Here is a 12,916-nt window from a genome sequence, read left to right as displayed (position 1 = left end):
AACCCGGAAGTTAAGCTTCTCTGCGCCGATGGTACTGCACTCGGGAGGGTGTGGGAGAGTAGGTCACCGCCGGACAATTTTCATATGGGAAAGGCTCCGACAGGTTCTGTCGGGGCCTTTCTTTGTTTATGAGGGTTTCGAGGCTTCGGTCTTGGGGGCTTTTCTTGTGGGTGAGCCCTGAGGCTATGGCTTTGGGGCTTTTCTTGTTTTCGGGGCCACCGCGATCATATCGGTACGTTCCGGCTCCGCGAGGGCGAACGGACGACCGGCACTCCGGACGGGCCCATGATGGAGGTATGACTTCAGTGACTTACCGCGTGTGCGTGGTCTGCATGGGCAACATCTGCCGCTCCCCGATGGCCGCGACCGTGCTCCGCAAGGTGCTGGACGGTCACGGGCTGGGCGAACAGGTGATCGTGGAGAGCGCCGGCACCGGCGGCTGGCACGCCGGTGGGCCGATGGACGAGCGGGCGCTGCGGGTGCTCGCCGCTCACGGGTACGACGGATCCGAGCACGTCGCCCAGCAGTTCACCGCCGACTGGTTCGACCGCTACGACCTGGTGCTGGCCATGGATCGCGACAACCGGGCGTTCCTCAGCCGGATGGCGTCCTCCGGCGTGGAGGTGCGGCTGTTCCGTTCCTTCGACCCTGACGCGCCTGCCGGCGCCGAGGTGCCCGACCCGTACTACGGCGGCGATGAAGGGTTCGTCGAGGTGCTTACCCTGGTGGAGGCCGCGTCCGTGGGCATCGCCAAGCACATCGCCGATGAGATCGACTGAGGACCTGGGCACGTCCCACGGCTGGCGGCTGCAGCGGGGCGTGCTCGACGACGGCCGCGTGGTGTTCGCCAAGACGGGAGCCCGTTCGCCGGTCTTCGCCTCCGAGGCGGCCGGGCTGCGCTGGCTGGGCGAGGTCATCGCCGTACCCGAGGTGATCGAGGCCGGTGCGGATCGGCTGGTCCTGTCGTGGGTGGACGAGGAGCCGCCGAGCGCCGCCGCGGCCGAGCGCTTCGGCCGCGACCTGGCGCTCATGCACCGGGCCGGGGCGGACGCCTTCGGCGCGCCCTGGCCGGGGTTCATCGCGGAACTGCCGATGGACAACACGCCCGCCGGCGACTGGCCGACCTTCTACGCGGAGCGGCGGGTGCTGCCGTTCGCCATGACGGCCCGGCTGCCGTCCCGTGACCTGGCGCTCGTCGAGCGGGCGGTGGCGCGGTTCGCCGAGGTCGCCGGGGAGCCGGAGCCGCCCGCCCGCATCCACGGCGACCTGTGGAGCGGCAACCTGCTGTGGTCGGGCGGCCGGGTCGTGCTGGTCGACCCCGCGGCCCACGGCGGCCACCGGGAGACCGACCTGGCCATGCTCGCGCTGTTCGGGGCGCCGTACCTGGACCGGATCCTGGGCGCGTACCAGGAGGAGGCCCCGCTTGGGGACGGCTGGCGCGAACGGGTCCCGCTGCACCAGCTGCATCCGCTGCTCGTGCACGTGGTGCTGTTCGGCGGCGCGTACCACGGCAGCCTGATGGACGCCGTGGCGAAGGTGCTGGCGCTCTAGGAGTTGAGCCGGCTGATGACCTCGTCGTGCAGGAGGCCGTTGGTGCACACCAGGCTGCCGCCCTCCAGGCCGCGCACGCCCGCCGTGTCGGTCCAGCGACCGCCCGCCTCCTCGACGATGACCGTGAGCGCCGCCATGTCCCACGGCGACAGCTCCGGCTCGGCCGACAGGTCCACCGAGCCTTCGGCCACCATCATGTGCGACCAGAAGTCACCGTACGCGCGAGTGCGCCAGCAGGAGCGGCCCAGGTCGAGGAAGCCGTCGAGGCGGCCGGTCTTCTCCCAGCCGCTGAAGCTGGAGTAGGAGAAGGACGCGTCGCCGAGGCTGGAGACGGACGACACGCGCATCCGGGTCGCCTTCGTCAGGCTCCTGCCGGTCCACGCGCCGCCGTCGGTCGCCGCCCACCAGCGCCGGCCCAGCGCCGGGGCCGACACCAGGCCGACCACGACCTTGCCGTACTCCATGAGCGCGATCAGCGTCGCCCAGACGGGGACCCCGCGCACGTAGTTCTTGGTGCCGTCGATGGGATCGACGATCCACGACCTGGCCCCCCAGCCGGTCTTGCCGAACTCCTCACCCACCACCGCGTCGCGCGGCCTGGCGCGGCGCAGCGTGCCGCGGATCGACTCCTCGACGGCGCGGTCGGCGTCGCTGACCGGGGTGAGGTCCGGCTTGGTCTCGACCTTGAGGTCGACCGCCTTGAAGCGCCGCATCGTCAGGTCGTCGGCGGCGTCGGCCATGACGTGGGCGAGACGGAGGTCATCGTGGTATCCCTGCACGAAGTGTCACGCTACCGTGCCGCCTGTGCCGAACAGCAGTCACCCGCGGCGGCTTTTCTGATAAGCCCGGTTTTCGGTTACCGGCTAGTAGCATGCGGGCATGTCACTTGACGTCGGCGATCTGCTGCTCCAGACCGTGCCCTTCGCCCGCACTCTCGGCATCACCTTCGACTCCGCCGCCGACGGGCGCGCCGTCTGCCGCCTGCCGGACCGGTCCGACCTGCACAACCATGTCGGCGGTCCGCACGCGGGCGCCTTGTTCACCCTGGCCGAGTCGGCGTCCGGCGCCGCCATGCTCACGGCCTTCGGCGACCAGCTCAATCGGGCGGTCCCCCTGGCTACCGCGTCGACCGTCCGCTACCTCAAGCTGGCCAAGGGCGAGATCGTGGCGTCGGCGCGGCTGCTGGCCGCGCGCGAGGAGGTGGTGGGGCGGCTGGACGCCGGTGAGCGGCCGGAGTTCGACGTCGAGGTCGAGGTACGGAACGAGGAAGGCACGGTGGTGGCCACCCTCACCGTCTCCTGGACCCTGCGCCCTTCCCGCTGAGGTCGGGTCAGGGGCTGTCGTCGAGCGCGCCTTCCCGGCTGGCCAGGAGGCGGCGGAGGGAGCGCAGGCGGGCCGTGTCGGCGTGACCGGCGGCCACCCAGGCGTCCAGGGCGCAGCCCTCCGTCAGGTGGGTGCAGCCCTTGGGACACTTGACCGTGCCCTCCACCAGGTCGGGGAAGGCGGCCAGGACCGTCTCCACCGACACGTGGGCCAGGCCGAAGCTGCGGACACCGGGCGTGTCGATGATCCACCCGCCTTCGGGCAGTTCGAGGGCGACGGCCGAGGTGGAGGTGTGGCGGCCGCGCCCGGTCACGGCGTTCACCTGCGACACGGCTCGGTTCGCGTCGGGGACGAGCACGTTGACCAGCGTCGACTTGCCCACCCCTGAATGCCCGACCAGCACGCTGATGCGCCCCTTGAGGTGGTCGCGCAGCTCGTCCAGCGAGCCGCCCCGGTGGACGACGACGTGCGGCACCCCCAGCGGGGCGTACTGGGCCACCAGGTCGTCCGGCGGCGCCAGGTCGGACTTGGTCAGGCAGAGCAGCGGGTCGATCTCCGCGTCGAACGCCGCCACCAGGATGCGGTCGATCATGCGCGGCCGGGGCGGCGGGTCGGCCAGCGCCGTCACGATGACGAGCTGGTCGGCGTTGGCCACCACCGGCCGCTCGATGCCGTCGGTGTCTTCGGTGTCGTCGGCCGAGCGCCGCAGCATGGACGTGCGCGGCTCCACCCGGACGACCCTGGCCAGCGTGTCGGGCCGGCCGGAGACGTCGCCCACGAGCGCCACCCGGTCGCCGACCACGATGCCCTTGCGGCCCAGCTCGCGCGCCTTCATGGCCACCACCAGGCGGCGCTGCTGCTTGCGCCTGGCCTCCACCAGTGTCGTGTAGCGGCCCCGGTCGACCGCCACCACGAAGCCCTGCTCCGCGTCGTCGTGGGCAGGGCGGATGCGGGTCCGCGGCCTGGAGCCCTTGCCCGGCCTGACCCGTACGTCGTCCTCGTCGTACTCCCGCCTTCTCAGCGGTCCACTCCTATGACCTCGCTGGCTCGTCCAGAGGGGCCGCATACCCCGGGAAGGGGGAGGTATCCGCGCATGGCGGTCACCGGTCGCCCAGCATGGCGGCCCACATGTCGGCGAACTCCGGAAGGGTCTTACCCGTCGTCGCGATGTTCTCCACCTCGACGCCGGGAACGGCCAGGCCGATCACCGCGCCGGCCGTGGCCATGCGGTGGTCGTCGTAGCTGTGGAAGAGGCCGCCGCGCAGCGGGCGGGGACGGACGACGAGCCCGTCGGCGGTCTCCTCGGCGTCGCCGCCGAGCCGGTTGATCTCGGTGACGAGCGCGGCGAGCCGGTTGGTCTCGTGACCGCGCAGATGGGCGATCCCGCGCAGGCGGCTCGGCGTGCCGGCGAGCGCGGCCAGCGCGGCGACGGTCGGGGTCAGCTCGCCCACCTCGCGCAGGTCGGCGTCGATCCCGGCGATCTCTCCCGTGCCGCTCACGACGAGGTCGGCGACGTCGCCTGAGGCGGACTCCAGACGGACGTCGCCGCCCATCCGGGCGAGCAGGTCGCGCAGCGTGTCGCCCGGCTGGGTGGTCTTCAGCGGCCAGCCGGGGACCGTCACCGTGCCGCCCGTGACGAGGGCGGCGGCCAGGAACGGCGCCGCGTTGGACAGGTCGGGCTCCACCACCCACTCGCGGGCCGCGATCGGCCCCGGCTCGACGCGCCAGACGTCGGGCTCGTGGTCGTCGACCCGGACGCCGGCGGTGCGGAGCATGTGGACGGTCATCTGGATGTGCGGCTGCGAGGGGACCGGCGGGCCGGCGTGGCGGACCGCCACCCCCTTCTCGAACCGGGCGGCCGCCAGCAGCAGGCCCGAGACGAACTGCGACGAGGCCGAGGCGTCGACCGTCACCTCGCCGCCGGCGAGCGGCCCGTGGACGGTGAACGGCAGCGCGTCGCCGTCGACCCGCGCGCCGAGCGCCCGCAGCGCGTCGAGGATCGGGCCCATCGGGCGCTTGCGCGCGTGCGGGTCGCCGTCGAACGCCACCGGGCCGTCGGCGAGGGCGGCCACCGGCGGCACGAACCGCATGACGGTGCCGGCCAGCCCGGCGTCGATGTGCGCGCCGCCGCGGATCGGCCCCGGCGTGACCGTGTAGTCGACGCTGGAGGCGGTCTCGGCCGACGCGGTGAGCGTGGCGCCGAGGGCCCGTAGCGCCCCGGCCATCAGGTCGGCGTCGCGGCTGCGCAGCGCGCGGCGTACGACACAGGGACCGTCGGCGAGTGCGGCGAGCACCAGCGCCCGGTTGGTCACCGACTTCGAACCGGGCAGCGAGACGGACGCCGAGACGGGAGCGTCGGCGTGCGGGGCGGACCAGTGGGCGTCAGGCATGCTCAAAGCCTACTGGCCCGCCGCGCCGTCACAGGAAGACGGCGGTGTCGAGCAGGAAGTCGACGGGGTCGGGGAGGTGGATCTCCTTGCCCAGGTCGACGCTGGTGGAGATCGTGTAGCGCCCGTCCTTCGGCTCGCTGAACACGGTGACCCGGGCGGGCTCCGAGACGGGGTCGATGAGCAGGTAGATCGGGACGCGGGCGGTCGCGTAAATGCCGGGCTTGTGGTCGCGGTCGTCGCCGACGCTGCTGGCCGAGACGACCTCGCCCGCCATGACGAGCCCGCTCGCGTACACCTCGCGGGCTCCCCAGCGGGGCGCGTCGGGTGGGTACACCGCGACGTCCGGCTCGTACGGGTCACGTGTCCCGTCCGTGCAGATCCCGAGGCCGGCGACGGCTTTCCAGCCGCGTGCGACGGCGTGGGGGCGCAGAACGACGGCGAGGGTCGTCGCCATGTCCTGATGTTCGGGGGTGCCTAGAGGGCTCACTATCAACCTTCCGTCGATGATCTCGGCGCGCATCTTCGTGCGGCCGACCAGGGCGTCGTAGACGTCGCGAAGGGTCGTGAGCTCGTTTTCGCCCGCGGGGGCGGGCGGGACTTCGCCGGTCGTGGCGGACACCTCCGGCTCGGGAGACGGAGCGGGGCATCCGTGAGTCTTGCGAGAAGTCGTCACCATCGTCCGTATCCCTTCGTGTCCTCTTCGATACTCAGAGTATTGCGCATGCGACTCGTACACGCGAGCGAATGACGGACGTGGCAGTGTGGAGGAATGTGCGGGAGATACGCGTCGGCGCGCGACAAGCACCAGCTCCTCGAGGAGTTCCAGGTGGAGCAGGACGCCGACCCTGAGAAGGAGCTCGGCGCAGACTACAACGTGGCGCCGACCAAGAACGTCTACGCCGTCCTGAGCCGCGTGCCGAAGGACGCCGAGCGGGCGGTGCGGCAGCTGCGGGTGGTCAAGTGGGGGCTGGTGCCGGCGTGGGCCAAGGACCCGTCCGTCGGGTCGCGGATGATCAACGCCAGGGCGGAGACGCTGGCGGAGAAGCCGTCCTATCGGAAGGCGTTCGCCAAGCGGCGCTGTCTGCTGCCCGCCGACGGCTACTACGAGTGGATGCCGGTCGAGGGCGACAAGAAGAAGAAACAGCCCTACTTCATCCATCCGTCCGACGGCGGGGTCCTGGCGATGGCGGGGCTGTACGAGTTCTGGAAGGACCCGAACCGCGCCGACGACGACCCGCTGAAGTGGCTCGTCACCTGCACGGTGATCACCACGGACGCGGAGGACGAGCTGGGCCGCATCCACGACCGCATGCCGATGATGATCGAGCGTGAGCGCTGGGGCGAGTGGCTCGACCCGAAGGTCACCGACACGGAGCAGGCGCAGCGGCTGCTGGTGCCGGCCCAGCCGGGCAGGCTCACCGCCCACCCCGTCGGCACCGACGTCAACAACGTCAGGAACAACGGCCCCGGCCTTGTCGAGCCGCTTCCGGAGGAGGGGGAAAGCGGGCTTTTCTGAAGGTGTAAGGAGCGTGTGAAGCGGGCATCCGGTGAGGAAAGCAATGGCATGCGTGTACGCGGTGTCACTGCTTATCAAATGCCCCTCAATCGCACCGCGCGGGATTACCGGGGAGCTCCCGTCGCGGGTTGCCCTCACTTTCCCGGAGGTGCGGATCCGTGGACGCCGCGACCGCTCGTGAGCGACTGGAAGACATGCTCGCCGAACTCGACCGTTCGATCGGGGTGCTGCAGGGCGACCCGGTGGCGATCCGGGAGTACTCAGCCGCCGACGCGGGCTCCGACCTGACCGACGCCGATCGCGCCAGGGCGATGCTGACCGTCGCGACCACGCAGCGCAGGGCGGTGGTCGACGCCATCAAGAGGCTGGACGAAGGCACCTACGGACGGTGCGTCGACTGCGGCGCGCTGGTGCCCGAGGGCAGGCTGGAGGCCCGCCCGGAGGCGTCGCGGTGCGTGCAGTGCCAGGGCAAGCGCGAGCGCAGGCGCTGACCGCTCAGATCTTGCGGGCGCTGGCCACCAGGTGGATGCCGACCGTGTCGTCCTCGTCCGGACGTGCGTCGAGCTCGGTGCGCACCAGGTAGGACAGGGTGCGCGTGTCGGAGCCGAGCACGTGGTCGACCGTCGAGGGCGACAGCACCGTGCGCGGACGCACCCACTCGACGTCGAGGCCGGCGCCCATGAGCAGCTCGCGCAGCTGCGTGCTGCTGAAGCAGCGCGTGATGCTGCCGTCGGGCCACGGCACCAGCATGACCTCGCCGGTCTGCCGCAGGTGTTGCCACTGGCCCTGCTCGGCCAGGATCGCCATGCCCAGCACCAGCGAGTCGACGCACACCAGGGCGCGCCCGCCGGGCTTGAGCACGCGGGCCACGTCGCTCATCGCCGACTCGGCCATCAGCTCGATCGACATCGCGCGTTCCTCGGCGACCACCGCGTCGACGCTCTCGTCGGGCAGGAAGGACAGGTCGTCGGCACGCACGTGGCGGACCAGCCCCGCCTCCCGCAGCCGGACGCCCTCGGAGGTCCGGCGGAAGTCGAGCACCTCGATCACCCGGTGACCCGCCCGGGCGGCCTGGCTGGACCACCGGCCGCGGCCGCCGGACAGGTCGAGGACGACCGAGGGCTGGGCGGGGAGCCATCTGCTGAGCTGTTCGGCGACGACGGCGTGGTAAAAGGTCCAGTACGGCCCCAACGTTCCTGAGCCGTTGAGTTCCTCGGCCGGAATGGGCAGCACGCGCGACTCCTGGGTTCCGGAAAATGGCTACCAGCCGGTACGTATGGTTTTCCCCGCACCGGGTTGTTCGTCACCTTCTATCTTGCGGGAACAGACGAAGACACGGGCGTGTTGCGAGGAGCATGCTCACTTTGCTCGACGCCCTCCCCGATGACCGCCCGGTCACCGGCGAACGGGTATCCTCCCCTGAGTACGGTGTCCCGCCACAGCTGGTCACCGGTGATCTTAGGGGGGTGGGTCCGGTGCCCGCGACAGGCGCGGAGACTCTGGAACAGCGGGGCGAGCGGTTCGAGCGTGATGTCATGCCTTACCTCGAGCAGCTCTATTCGGCCGCGCTCCGGATGACCCGGAACCCCGCCGACGCCGAGGACCTGCTGCAGGAGACCTTCGCCAAGGCGTTCGCGTCCTTCCACCAGTTCCAGGAAGGCACCAACCTCAAGGCGTGGCTCTACCGTATCCTCACCAATACTTTCATCAACAATTACCGCAAGAAGCAGCGCGAGCCCAAGCAGGCCGGCACCGAGGAGATCGAAGACTGGCAGCTCATGCGGGCCGGCTCCCACACCTCCAGCGGGCTGAAGTCGGCTGAGGTCGAGGCGCTCGAGCACCTCCCCGACGGCGACGTCAAGGAGGCCTTGGCCGCGCTGCCCGAAGACTTCCGGATCGCTGTCTACCTCGCCGACGTCGAGGGCTTTCCTTACAAGGAGATCGCCGACATCATGGGCACTCCGATCGGCACCGTGATGTCAAGGCTCCATCGCGGGCGCAGACAGTTGCGCGGTCTTCTGGAGGATTACGCTCGTGAGCGGGGCCTGGTCCCGACGGAGGGATCGAAATGAGCTGTGGCAAGCCGCATGAGACCGACTGTCGTGAGGTGCTCGACAGGGTCTACGAGTACCTCGACGGCGAGCTGACCGCCGGAGATGTCGCCGACATCCGCGTGCATCTCGACGAGTGCGGCCCCTGCCTGGAGGAGTACGACCTCGACAAGGCGATCAAGCAGCTCGTCGCCAAGAAGTGCGGCTGCGATCCGGTCCCCGACGACCTGCGCGACAAAGTGCTGGCGCGTATCGCACGGGTGAGGGCCGAGCTGTCCGACTAGGATCTCCCCATGCGCGTGCTTGTCACCGGGGGTGCCGGGTTCATCGGATCCAATCTCGTCGACCGTCTGCTCGCCGAAGGGCATGAGGTCGCCGTCGTCGACGACCTGTCCTCGGGCGGCCGCGACAACCTCGCCCAGGCGACCGGGACTGGCCGGCTCCGGCTGCATGAGCTCGACATCCGCGACCCCGCCCTGGTCGCCCTGGCCGCCGAGCTGAGGCCGGAGGTCGTCTGCCATCTCGCCGCGCAGATCAGCGTGCGCAAGAGCGTCGCCGACCCGGTGCTCGACGCCAGTCTCAACGTCACCGGCACCGCCGCCGTGCTCACCGCCGCGCGTGAGGGCGGCGCGCGCAAGGTGGTGTTCGCCTCGTCCGTCGCGGTCTACGGCAGGCCGCAGACGATCCCCGTGCCGGCCGGCGCCCCCACCGACCCGCGCTCCCCTTACGCCGCCTCCAAGCTCAGCGGCGAGACCTATCTCGCCGCCTTCCGGGGCCTGTACGGCATGGAATACACCACGCTCGTGCTGGCCAACGTCTACGGGCCGCGCCAGTCGCCCGAAGGCGAGGCGGGCGTGGTGTCGATCTTCACCGACGCGCTGCTCGGCGGCACTCCCACGGTCGTCTACGGCGACGGCACGCAGACCCGCGACTACGTCTACGTCGACGACGTCGTGGAGGGCTTCGTCCGGGCGTGCGGCTCCGCCGGCGACGGCCGCCGGTTCAACCTCGGCACCGGCATCCAGACCACCGACCGCAGGCTCCACTCGCTGATCGCCGACGCGGCCGGCGCGCCCGACAAGCCAGGCTTCGCCCCGCCGCGGCCCGGCGATCTGCCGGCCATGGCCGTCGACCCGGTGCCCGCCTATGAGGGCCTCGGCTGGGAGCCGCGCGTTGATTTGTCCACAGGCGTGAAGAACACGGTCGAATGGGCCAGAAGTCGCCGCAGGTAGTTGTTCGATTACACTTTGCTTGCGATTCGTGACTCGGCCGGTTTGCGGGCGCCGTCTTCTGTAGCGTGAGCCCCAGAAATCGACGTGGAGGCCAGCGCATGTTGAAGCCACTGATCGCCCGGCTGTTCACGGCCGTCGTGCTCATCACCCCCGTGGCCGCGTTCCTTGTGGGCATGGCCACGCCCCCCGGGGTTTCCTGGACCTGAACGTGCGTTGGGGGCCGCAATGCGTGATCTGCCGTGGCCCGCGAGGGTCTACCTGGTCGCCCTGATCGGAGCGGTGGCCGGGCTCGTCGGGTGGAGCGCCGTCGCGCCTGGAGGCTCGGCCGTCGCGGGCAAGCTCGACGTCCTGCTCGTGCTCATGCTCCTGTTCCTGGTGTGCGAGTCGATGCCGACGTTGCTGACCGTGGAGCATTTCGCGGTGTCGGTCAGCTTCTCGGCGGCGCTGGCCGCCGTGGTGCTGATCGGGCCCGAGGGCGCGGCGCTGGTGGGGCTGACCGCCGTGCTGAGCGTGCGGCCCGGGCTGCCGCTCATCAAGCGGGTCTTCAACGGGGCGCAGTTCGCCATCTGCGGCTACGCGGCCGGCTTCGTCTACGTCTGGCTCGGCGGCGCGATCGGCGTGCCGGAGGTCCACGAGTTCGACGACCTCATCGGCCCGTACGTGGGCGCGACCGCGGTGTTCGTGCCGCTCAACATCCTGCTCACGCTCACCATGGTCCGGCTGGCGACCCGCGTCAGGCCGGTCGAGATGCCGTTGCGCGGGCTGGCCCAGTTCCTGCTGTCCTACTTCGGCTACGGCACGTTCGGGTTGCTGGTGGCGGGCCTGTGGGCGACCATCCAGTCGATCTCGGCGGTGCTGGTGCTGGTGCCGCTGTTCGTGGCGCGCTGGGCGTTCGGCCAGTATCACGCGCAGCAGCGCTCGTACGACGCCACGATCGCGGCGCTGTGCCAGGCGGTGGAGACCAAGGACTACTACACCCGAGGCCACTGCACCCGGGTGTCACTGGCGTCCGGCATGATCGCCGAGGAGGTCGGCATGGGCGTGGAGCGGATGCGCGCCATCCGTTACGCGGGCATGCTGCACGACGTGGGCAAGCTCGGCGTGCCGACCAAGGTGCTGCAGAAGGACGGGCCGCTCACCGAGGAGGAGTTCGCCGCGATCCAGCTCCACCCGATGCGCGGGCTGGAGATCGTGCAGGGCATCGACTTCCTCGACGAGGCGTTCGCCGGGATCATGCACCACCACGAGCGCCACGACGGCAAGGGCTACCCGATGGGGCTGGCCGGCGACGAGATCCCGGAGTTCGCCCGGATCATCGCGGTGGCCGACGCGTTCGACTCGATGACCTCCGTCCGCTCCTACCGCGGCGCGCGGCCCGTCAGCGTGGCCGTGGAGGAGCTGCGCAAGGGGGCGGGCACCCAGTTCGACCCGGTGATGGTGGCGGCGTTCGTGCGGGCGCTGGAGCGCGAGCCGTGGCAGCCGCCGCGGCGCGTCGATCTGCCGCCCCCCGACGCCGCCGAGACCCCCACGAAGGACCACGACGACCCCACCATGCCCATCCAAGTGGTGACCGGGCAGTGACCCGCGCGCTCCGGCGGCTCCGCACGGGTCAGCTGGTGCTCATCTGCACCGCGGGCGCTGTGGCTCTGGCGGGCATCGCCCATGTCTCGGCCGAGGGGCTCGACCGGCCGGAGATCGCCGTCGGGTTCGGCGCGCTGATCGCGGCCGGCGAGCTGGCCAGGCTCACCATGCCGGGCAACCGGGAGGTCGCCCCGATCGGGGCCGCCGCCGCGCTCGGCTACACGCTGCTGCTCGACCTCAGCCAGGTCCAGCTGCACCACTCCGCGCTCCAGGTGGTGGCGGTGATCGCGGTCGGCATGATCGCGGGCGCGCTGCCCCACCTGGCGGTCGGCCGGCCTCCCCGGCTCGACGCGATGGCCCGCCGCCTGCTCACCGGCGCGCTGCTGGCCGCCGCCTTCAGGCCGCTCGCCGATCCGCTCTACTGGCTGACCCAGGGCGAGGGCGGCACCTGGTGGCCGGCGCTCGGCGTGATGGTGGTGCTGATCGGCCTGATGCTGCTGATCGACATGCTGATCGCGGCCATGCTCAGGGCCGAGCAGGTGCGCACGGCCTTCCGGGTGGCGCTGCGCGACGAGCTCAACGTCGCCTTCCCGCTCGGCGCCGCGGTGGCGTCCTCCGGGGTGCTGCTGGCGCTCGCCACGCACAGCATGGACCTCGTGGCGCTGCTCGTGTTCGCGGCCCCGCTGCTGGTCACCCAGGTGGCCTTCCGCAAGTACGCCGGGATCCGCGCCACCTACCTGCAGACCGTGCGCGCCCTGTCCAGGGTCACCGAGGTCGGCGGCTACGTCGAGCCGGGCCACTCGCGCAGGGTGAGCCGCCTGGCCGTGGCCGTCGGCAGGGAGCTGGGCATGGCCGAGCCGGAGCTGCTGGAGCTCGAGTACGCCGCGCTGATGCACGACATCGGCCAGCTCTCGCTGCGCGACCCCATCCCCGGCGGCGCCACCGTGCTCGCCGAGCCCGACCAGGCCCGGCGCATCGCCGAGCTGGGCGCCGAGGTGATCAGGCAGACAGGGGTGCTGGACCGGGTGGCCGACCTGGTGAGCCGTCAGTGCGACCCGGTGAGCGAGGACCCTCCGCTGGCCAGCCGCATCATCAAGGTCGTCAACGCCTACGACGACCTGTTGGGCGGGTCGACCGACCGCGACCGGGCGAGCGCCGCGCTGGAACGGCTGAGGCTGGGCGCGGGGGTCGCGTACGATGCCGACGCGGTCGAGGCGCTGGCCCGCGTGGCGGGCCGCCTGCTGCTGCGGCTGTAGGGGTCGCGCAGTGAGC

15 protein-coding genes are annotated in these 12,916 nt (G+C 71.0%); 10 read left to right on the top strand and 5 right to left on the bottom strand.

The annotated features are described in order from the left end of the window. The first annotated feature begins 296 nt into the window (after positions 1-296). A complete protein-coding gene (locus ACIBF7_RS32850) occupies positions 297-779 on the top strand; it encodes a low molecular weight protein-tyrosine-phosphatase (protein ID WP_261808316.1) in 483 nt (160 codons plus the stop codon). Continuing rightward, positions 766-1,551, top strand: coding sequence for a fructosamine kinase family protein (locus ACIBF7_RS32845; RefSeq protein ID WP_148029322.1), 786 nt, complete (start codon positions 766-768; stop codon positions 1,549-1,551). Before ACIBF7_RS32850 ends, ACIBF7_RS32845 begins: the two co-directional genes overlap by 14 nt. Here the strand turns inward: ACIBF7_RS32845 and hisN are convergent. After that, on the bottom strand, positions 1,548-2,330 hold the full coding sequence (gene hisN / locus ACIBF7_RS32840) for a histidinol-phosphatase (protein ID WP_148029323.1): 783 nt from the start codon (positions 2,328-2,330) through the stop codon (positions 1,548-1,550). The two genes, ACIBF7_RS32845 and hisN, sit on opposite strands and share 4 nt — an antisense overlap. Positions 2,331-2,430: 100 nt before the next feature. Here hisN and ACIBF7_RS32835 point away from each other — a divergent pair, with 100 nt between their 5' ends. Then, positions 2,431-2,874, top strand: a complete 444-nt coding sequence (locus ACIBF7_RS32835; RefSeq protein WP_148029324.1) for a DUF4442 domain-containing protein — start codon at positions 2,431-2,433, stop codon at positions 2,872-2,874. Positions 2,875-2,881: 7 nt separating this feature from the next. On the opposite strand, the gene rsgA is transcribed toward ACIBF7_RS32835, so the two are convergent. Genes rsgA through ACIBF7_RS32820 form a run of 3 tightly spaced genes read right to left on the bottom strand, consistent with a single transcriptional unit; the run spans position 2,882 to position 5,940 of the window. Further along, entirely contained in the window at positions 2,882-3,940 is a 1,059-nt protein-coding gene (rsgA, locus tag ACIBF7_RS32830) for a ribosome small subunit-dependent GTPase A (RefSeq protein ID WP_261808317.1), read from the bottom strand. Between the two features lie 34 nt (positions 3,941-3,974). Further along, positions 3,975-5,264, bottom strand: a complete 1,290-nt coding sequence (aroA, locus tag ACIBF7_RS32825) for a 3-phosphoshikimate 1-carboxyvinyltransferase (RefSeq protein WP_397198847.1) — start codon at positions 5,262-5,264, stop codon at positions 3,975-3,977. Positions 5,265-5,292: 28 nt separating this feature from the next. Next, positions 5,293-5,940, bottom strand: a complete 648-nt coding sequence (locus ACIBF7_RS32820; RefSeq protein ID WP_397198846.1) for a Uma2 family endonuclease — start codon at positions 5,938-5,940, stop codon at positions 5,293-5,295. 93 nt (positions 5,941-6,033) lie between these two features. Between ACIBF7_RS32820 and ACIBF7_RS32815 the strand changes: the two genes are divergently transcribed. Together ACIBF7_RS32815 and ACIBF7_RS32810 are read left to right on the top strand one after the other, a co-directional pair. Next, positions 6,034-6,780, top strand: coding sequence for an SOS response-associated peptidase (locus ACIBF7_RS32815; protein ID WP_397198845.1), 747 nt, complete (start codon positions 6,034-6,036; stop codon positions 6,778-6,780). Between the two features lie 158 nt (positions 6,781-6,938). After that, positions 6,939-7,271 carry a TraR/DksA C4-type zinc finger protein gene (locus tag ACIBF7_RS32810; protein WP_148029328.1) on the top strand — a complete coding sequence of 111 codons (333 nt, stop codon included), beginning with the start codon at positions 6,939-6,941 and terminating at the stop codon, positions 7,269-7,271. Between the two features lie 4 nt (positions 7,272-7,275). Here ACIBF7_RS32810 and ACIBF7_RS32805 read toward each other — a convergent pair whose 3' ends face one another. Beyond that, positions 7,276-8,013, bottom strand: coding sequence for a class I SAM-dependent methyltransferase (locus tag ACIBF7_RS32805; RefSeq protein WP_148029329.1), 738 nt, complete (start codon positions 8,011-8,013; stop codon positions 7,276-7,278). A gap of 233 nt (positions 8,014-8,246) precedes the next feature. Between ACIBF7_RS32805 and ACIBF7_RS32800 the strand changes: the two genes are divergently transcribed. From ACIBF7_RS32800 to ACIBF7_RS32780, 5 genes are all read left to right on the top strand, one after another. Continuing rightward, on the top strand, positions 8,247-8,852 hold the full coding sequence (locus ACIBF7_RS32800; protein WP_261808837.1) for a sigma-70 family RNA polymerase sigma factor: 606 nt from the start codon (positions 8,247-8,249) through the stop codon (positions 8,850-8,852). Next, positions 8,849-9,115: a mycothiol system anti-sigma-R factor gene (gene rsrA / locus ACIBF7_RS32795; RefSeq protein ID WP_148029330.1), complete on the top strand. Its 267-nt coding sequence runs from the start codon at positions 8,849-8,851 to the stop codon at positions 9,113-9,115. The genes ACIBF7_RS32800 and rsrA overlap by 4 nt, the downstream gene beginning before the upstream one ends. A gap of 9 nt (positions 9,116-9,124) precedes the next feature. Beyond that, positions 9,125-10,063, top strand: a complete 939-nt coding sequence (locus ACIBF7_RS32790) for an NAD-dependent epimerase/dehydratase family protein (protein WP_148029331.1) — start codon at positions 9,125-9,127, stop codon at positions 10,061-10,063. Between the two features lie 225 nt (positions 10,064-10,288). Beyond that, entirely contained in the window at positions 10,289-11,644 is a 1,356-nt protein-coding gene (locus ACIBF7_RS32785) for an HD-GYP domain-containing protein (RefSeq protein ID WP_219548976.1), read from the top strand. Beyond that, positions 11,641-12,900, top strand: a complete 1,260-nt coding sequence (locus ACIBF7_RS32780) for an HD domain-containing phosphohydrolase (protein ID WP_364237038.1) — start codon at positions 11,641-11,643, stop codon at positions 12,898-12,900. The genes ACIBF7_RS32785 and ACIBF7_RS32780 overlap by 4 nt, the downstream gene beginning before the upstream one ends. The last annotated feature ends 16 nt before the right edge of the window (positions 12,901-12,916 follow it).

This window comes from Nonomuraea sp. NPDC050478 (assembly GCF_044458265.1).
Lineage (GTDB): Bacteria > Actinomycetota > Actinomycetes > Streptosporangiales > Streptosporangiaceae > Nonomuraea > Nonomuraea ferruginea.
This window is presented reverse-complemented; position numbering and strand designations above follow the sequence as displayed.

Bases quoted from the DNA above. Each gene is read 5' to 3' on its own strand.
- ACIBF7_RS32850 (WP_261808316.1), top strand. From the start codon at position 297: ATGACTTCAGTGACTTACCGCGTGTGCGTGGTCTGCATGGGCAACATC.
- ACIBF7_RS32845 (WP_148029322.1), top strand. From the start codon at position 766: ATGAGATCGACTGAGGACCTGGGCACGTCCCACGGCTGGCGGCTGCAG.
- ACIBF7_RS32835 (WP_148029324.1), top strand. From the start codon at position 2,431: ATGTCACTTGACGTCGGCGATCTGCTGCTCCAGACCGTGCCCTTCGCC.
- rsgA (WP_261808317.1), bottom strand. From the start codon at position 3,940: ATGCGGCCCCTCTGGACGAGCCAGCGAGGTCATAGGAGTGGACCGCTG.
- aroA (WP_397198847.1), bottom strand. From the start codon at position 5,264: ATGCCTGACGCCCACTGGTCCGCCCCGCACGCCGACGCTCCCGTCTCG.
- ACIBF7_RS32820 (WP_397198846.1), bottom strand. From the start codon at position 5,940: ATGGTGACGACTTCTCGCAAGACTCACGGATGCCCCGCTCCGTCTCCC.
- ACIBF7_RS32815 (WP_397198845.1), top strand. From the start codon at position 6,034: ATGTGCGGGAGATACGCGTCGGCGCGCGACAAGCACCAGCTCCTCGAG.
- rsrA (WP_148029330.1), top strand. From the start codon at position 8,849: ATGAGCTGTGGCAAGCCGCATGAGACCGACTGTCGTGAGGTGCTCGAC.
- ACIBF7_RS32790 (WP_148029331.1), top strand. From the start codon at position 9,125: ATGCGCGTGCTTGTCACCGGGGGTGCCGGGTTCATCGGATCCAATCTC.
- ACIBF7_RS32785 (WP_219548976.1), top strand. From the start codon at position 10,289: ATGCGTGATCTGCCGTGGCCCGCGAGGGTCTACCTGGTCGCCCTGATC.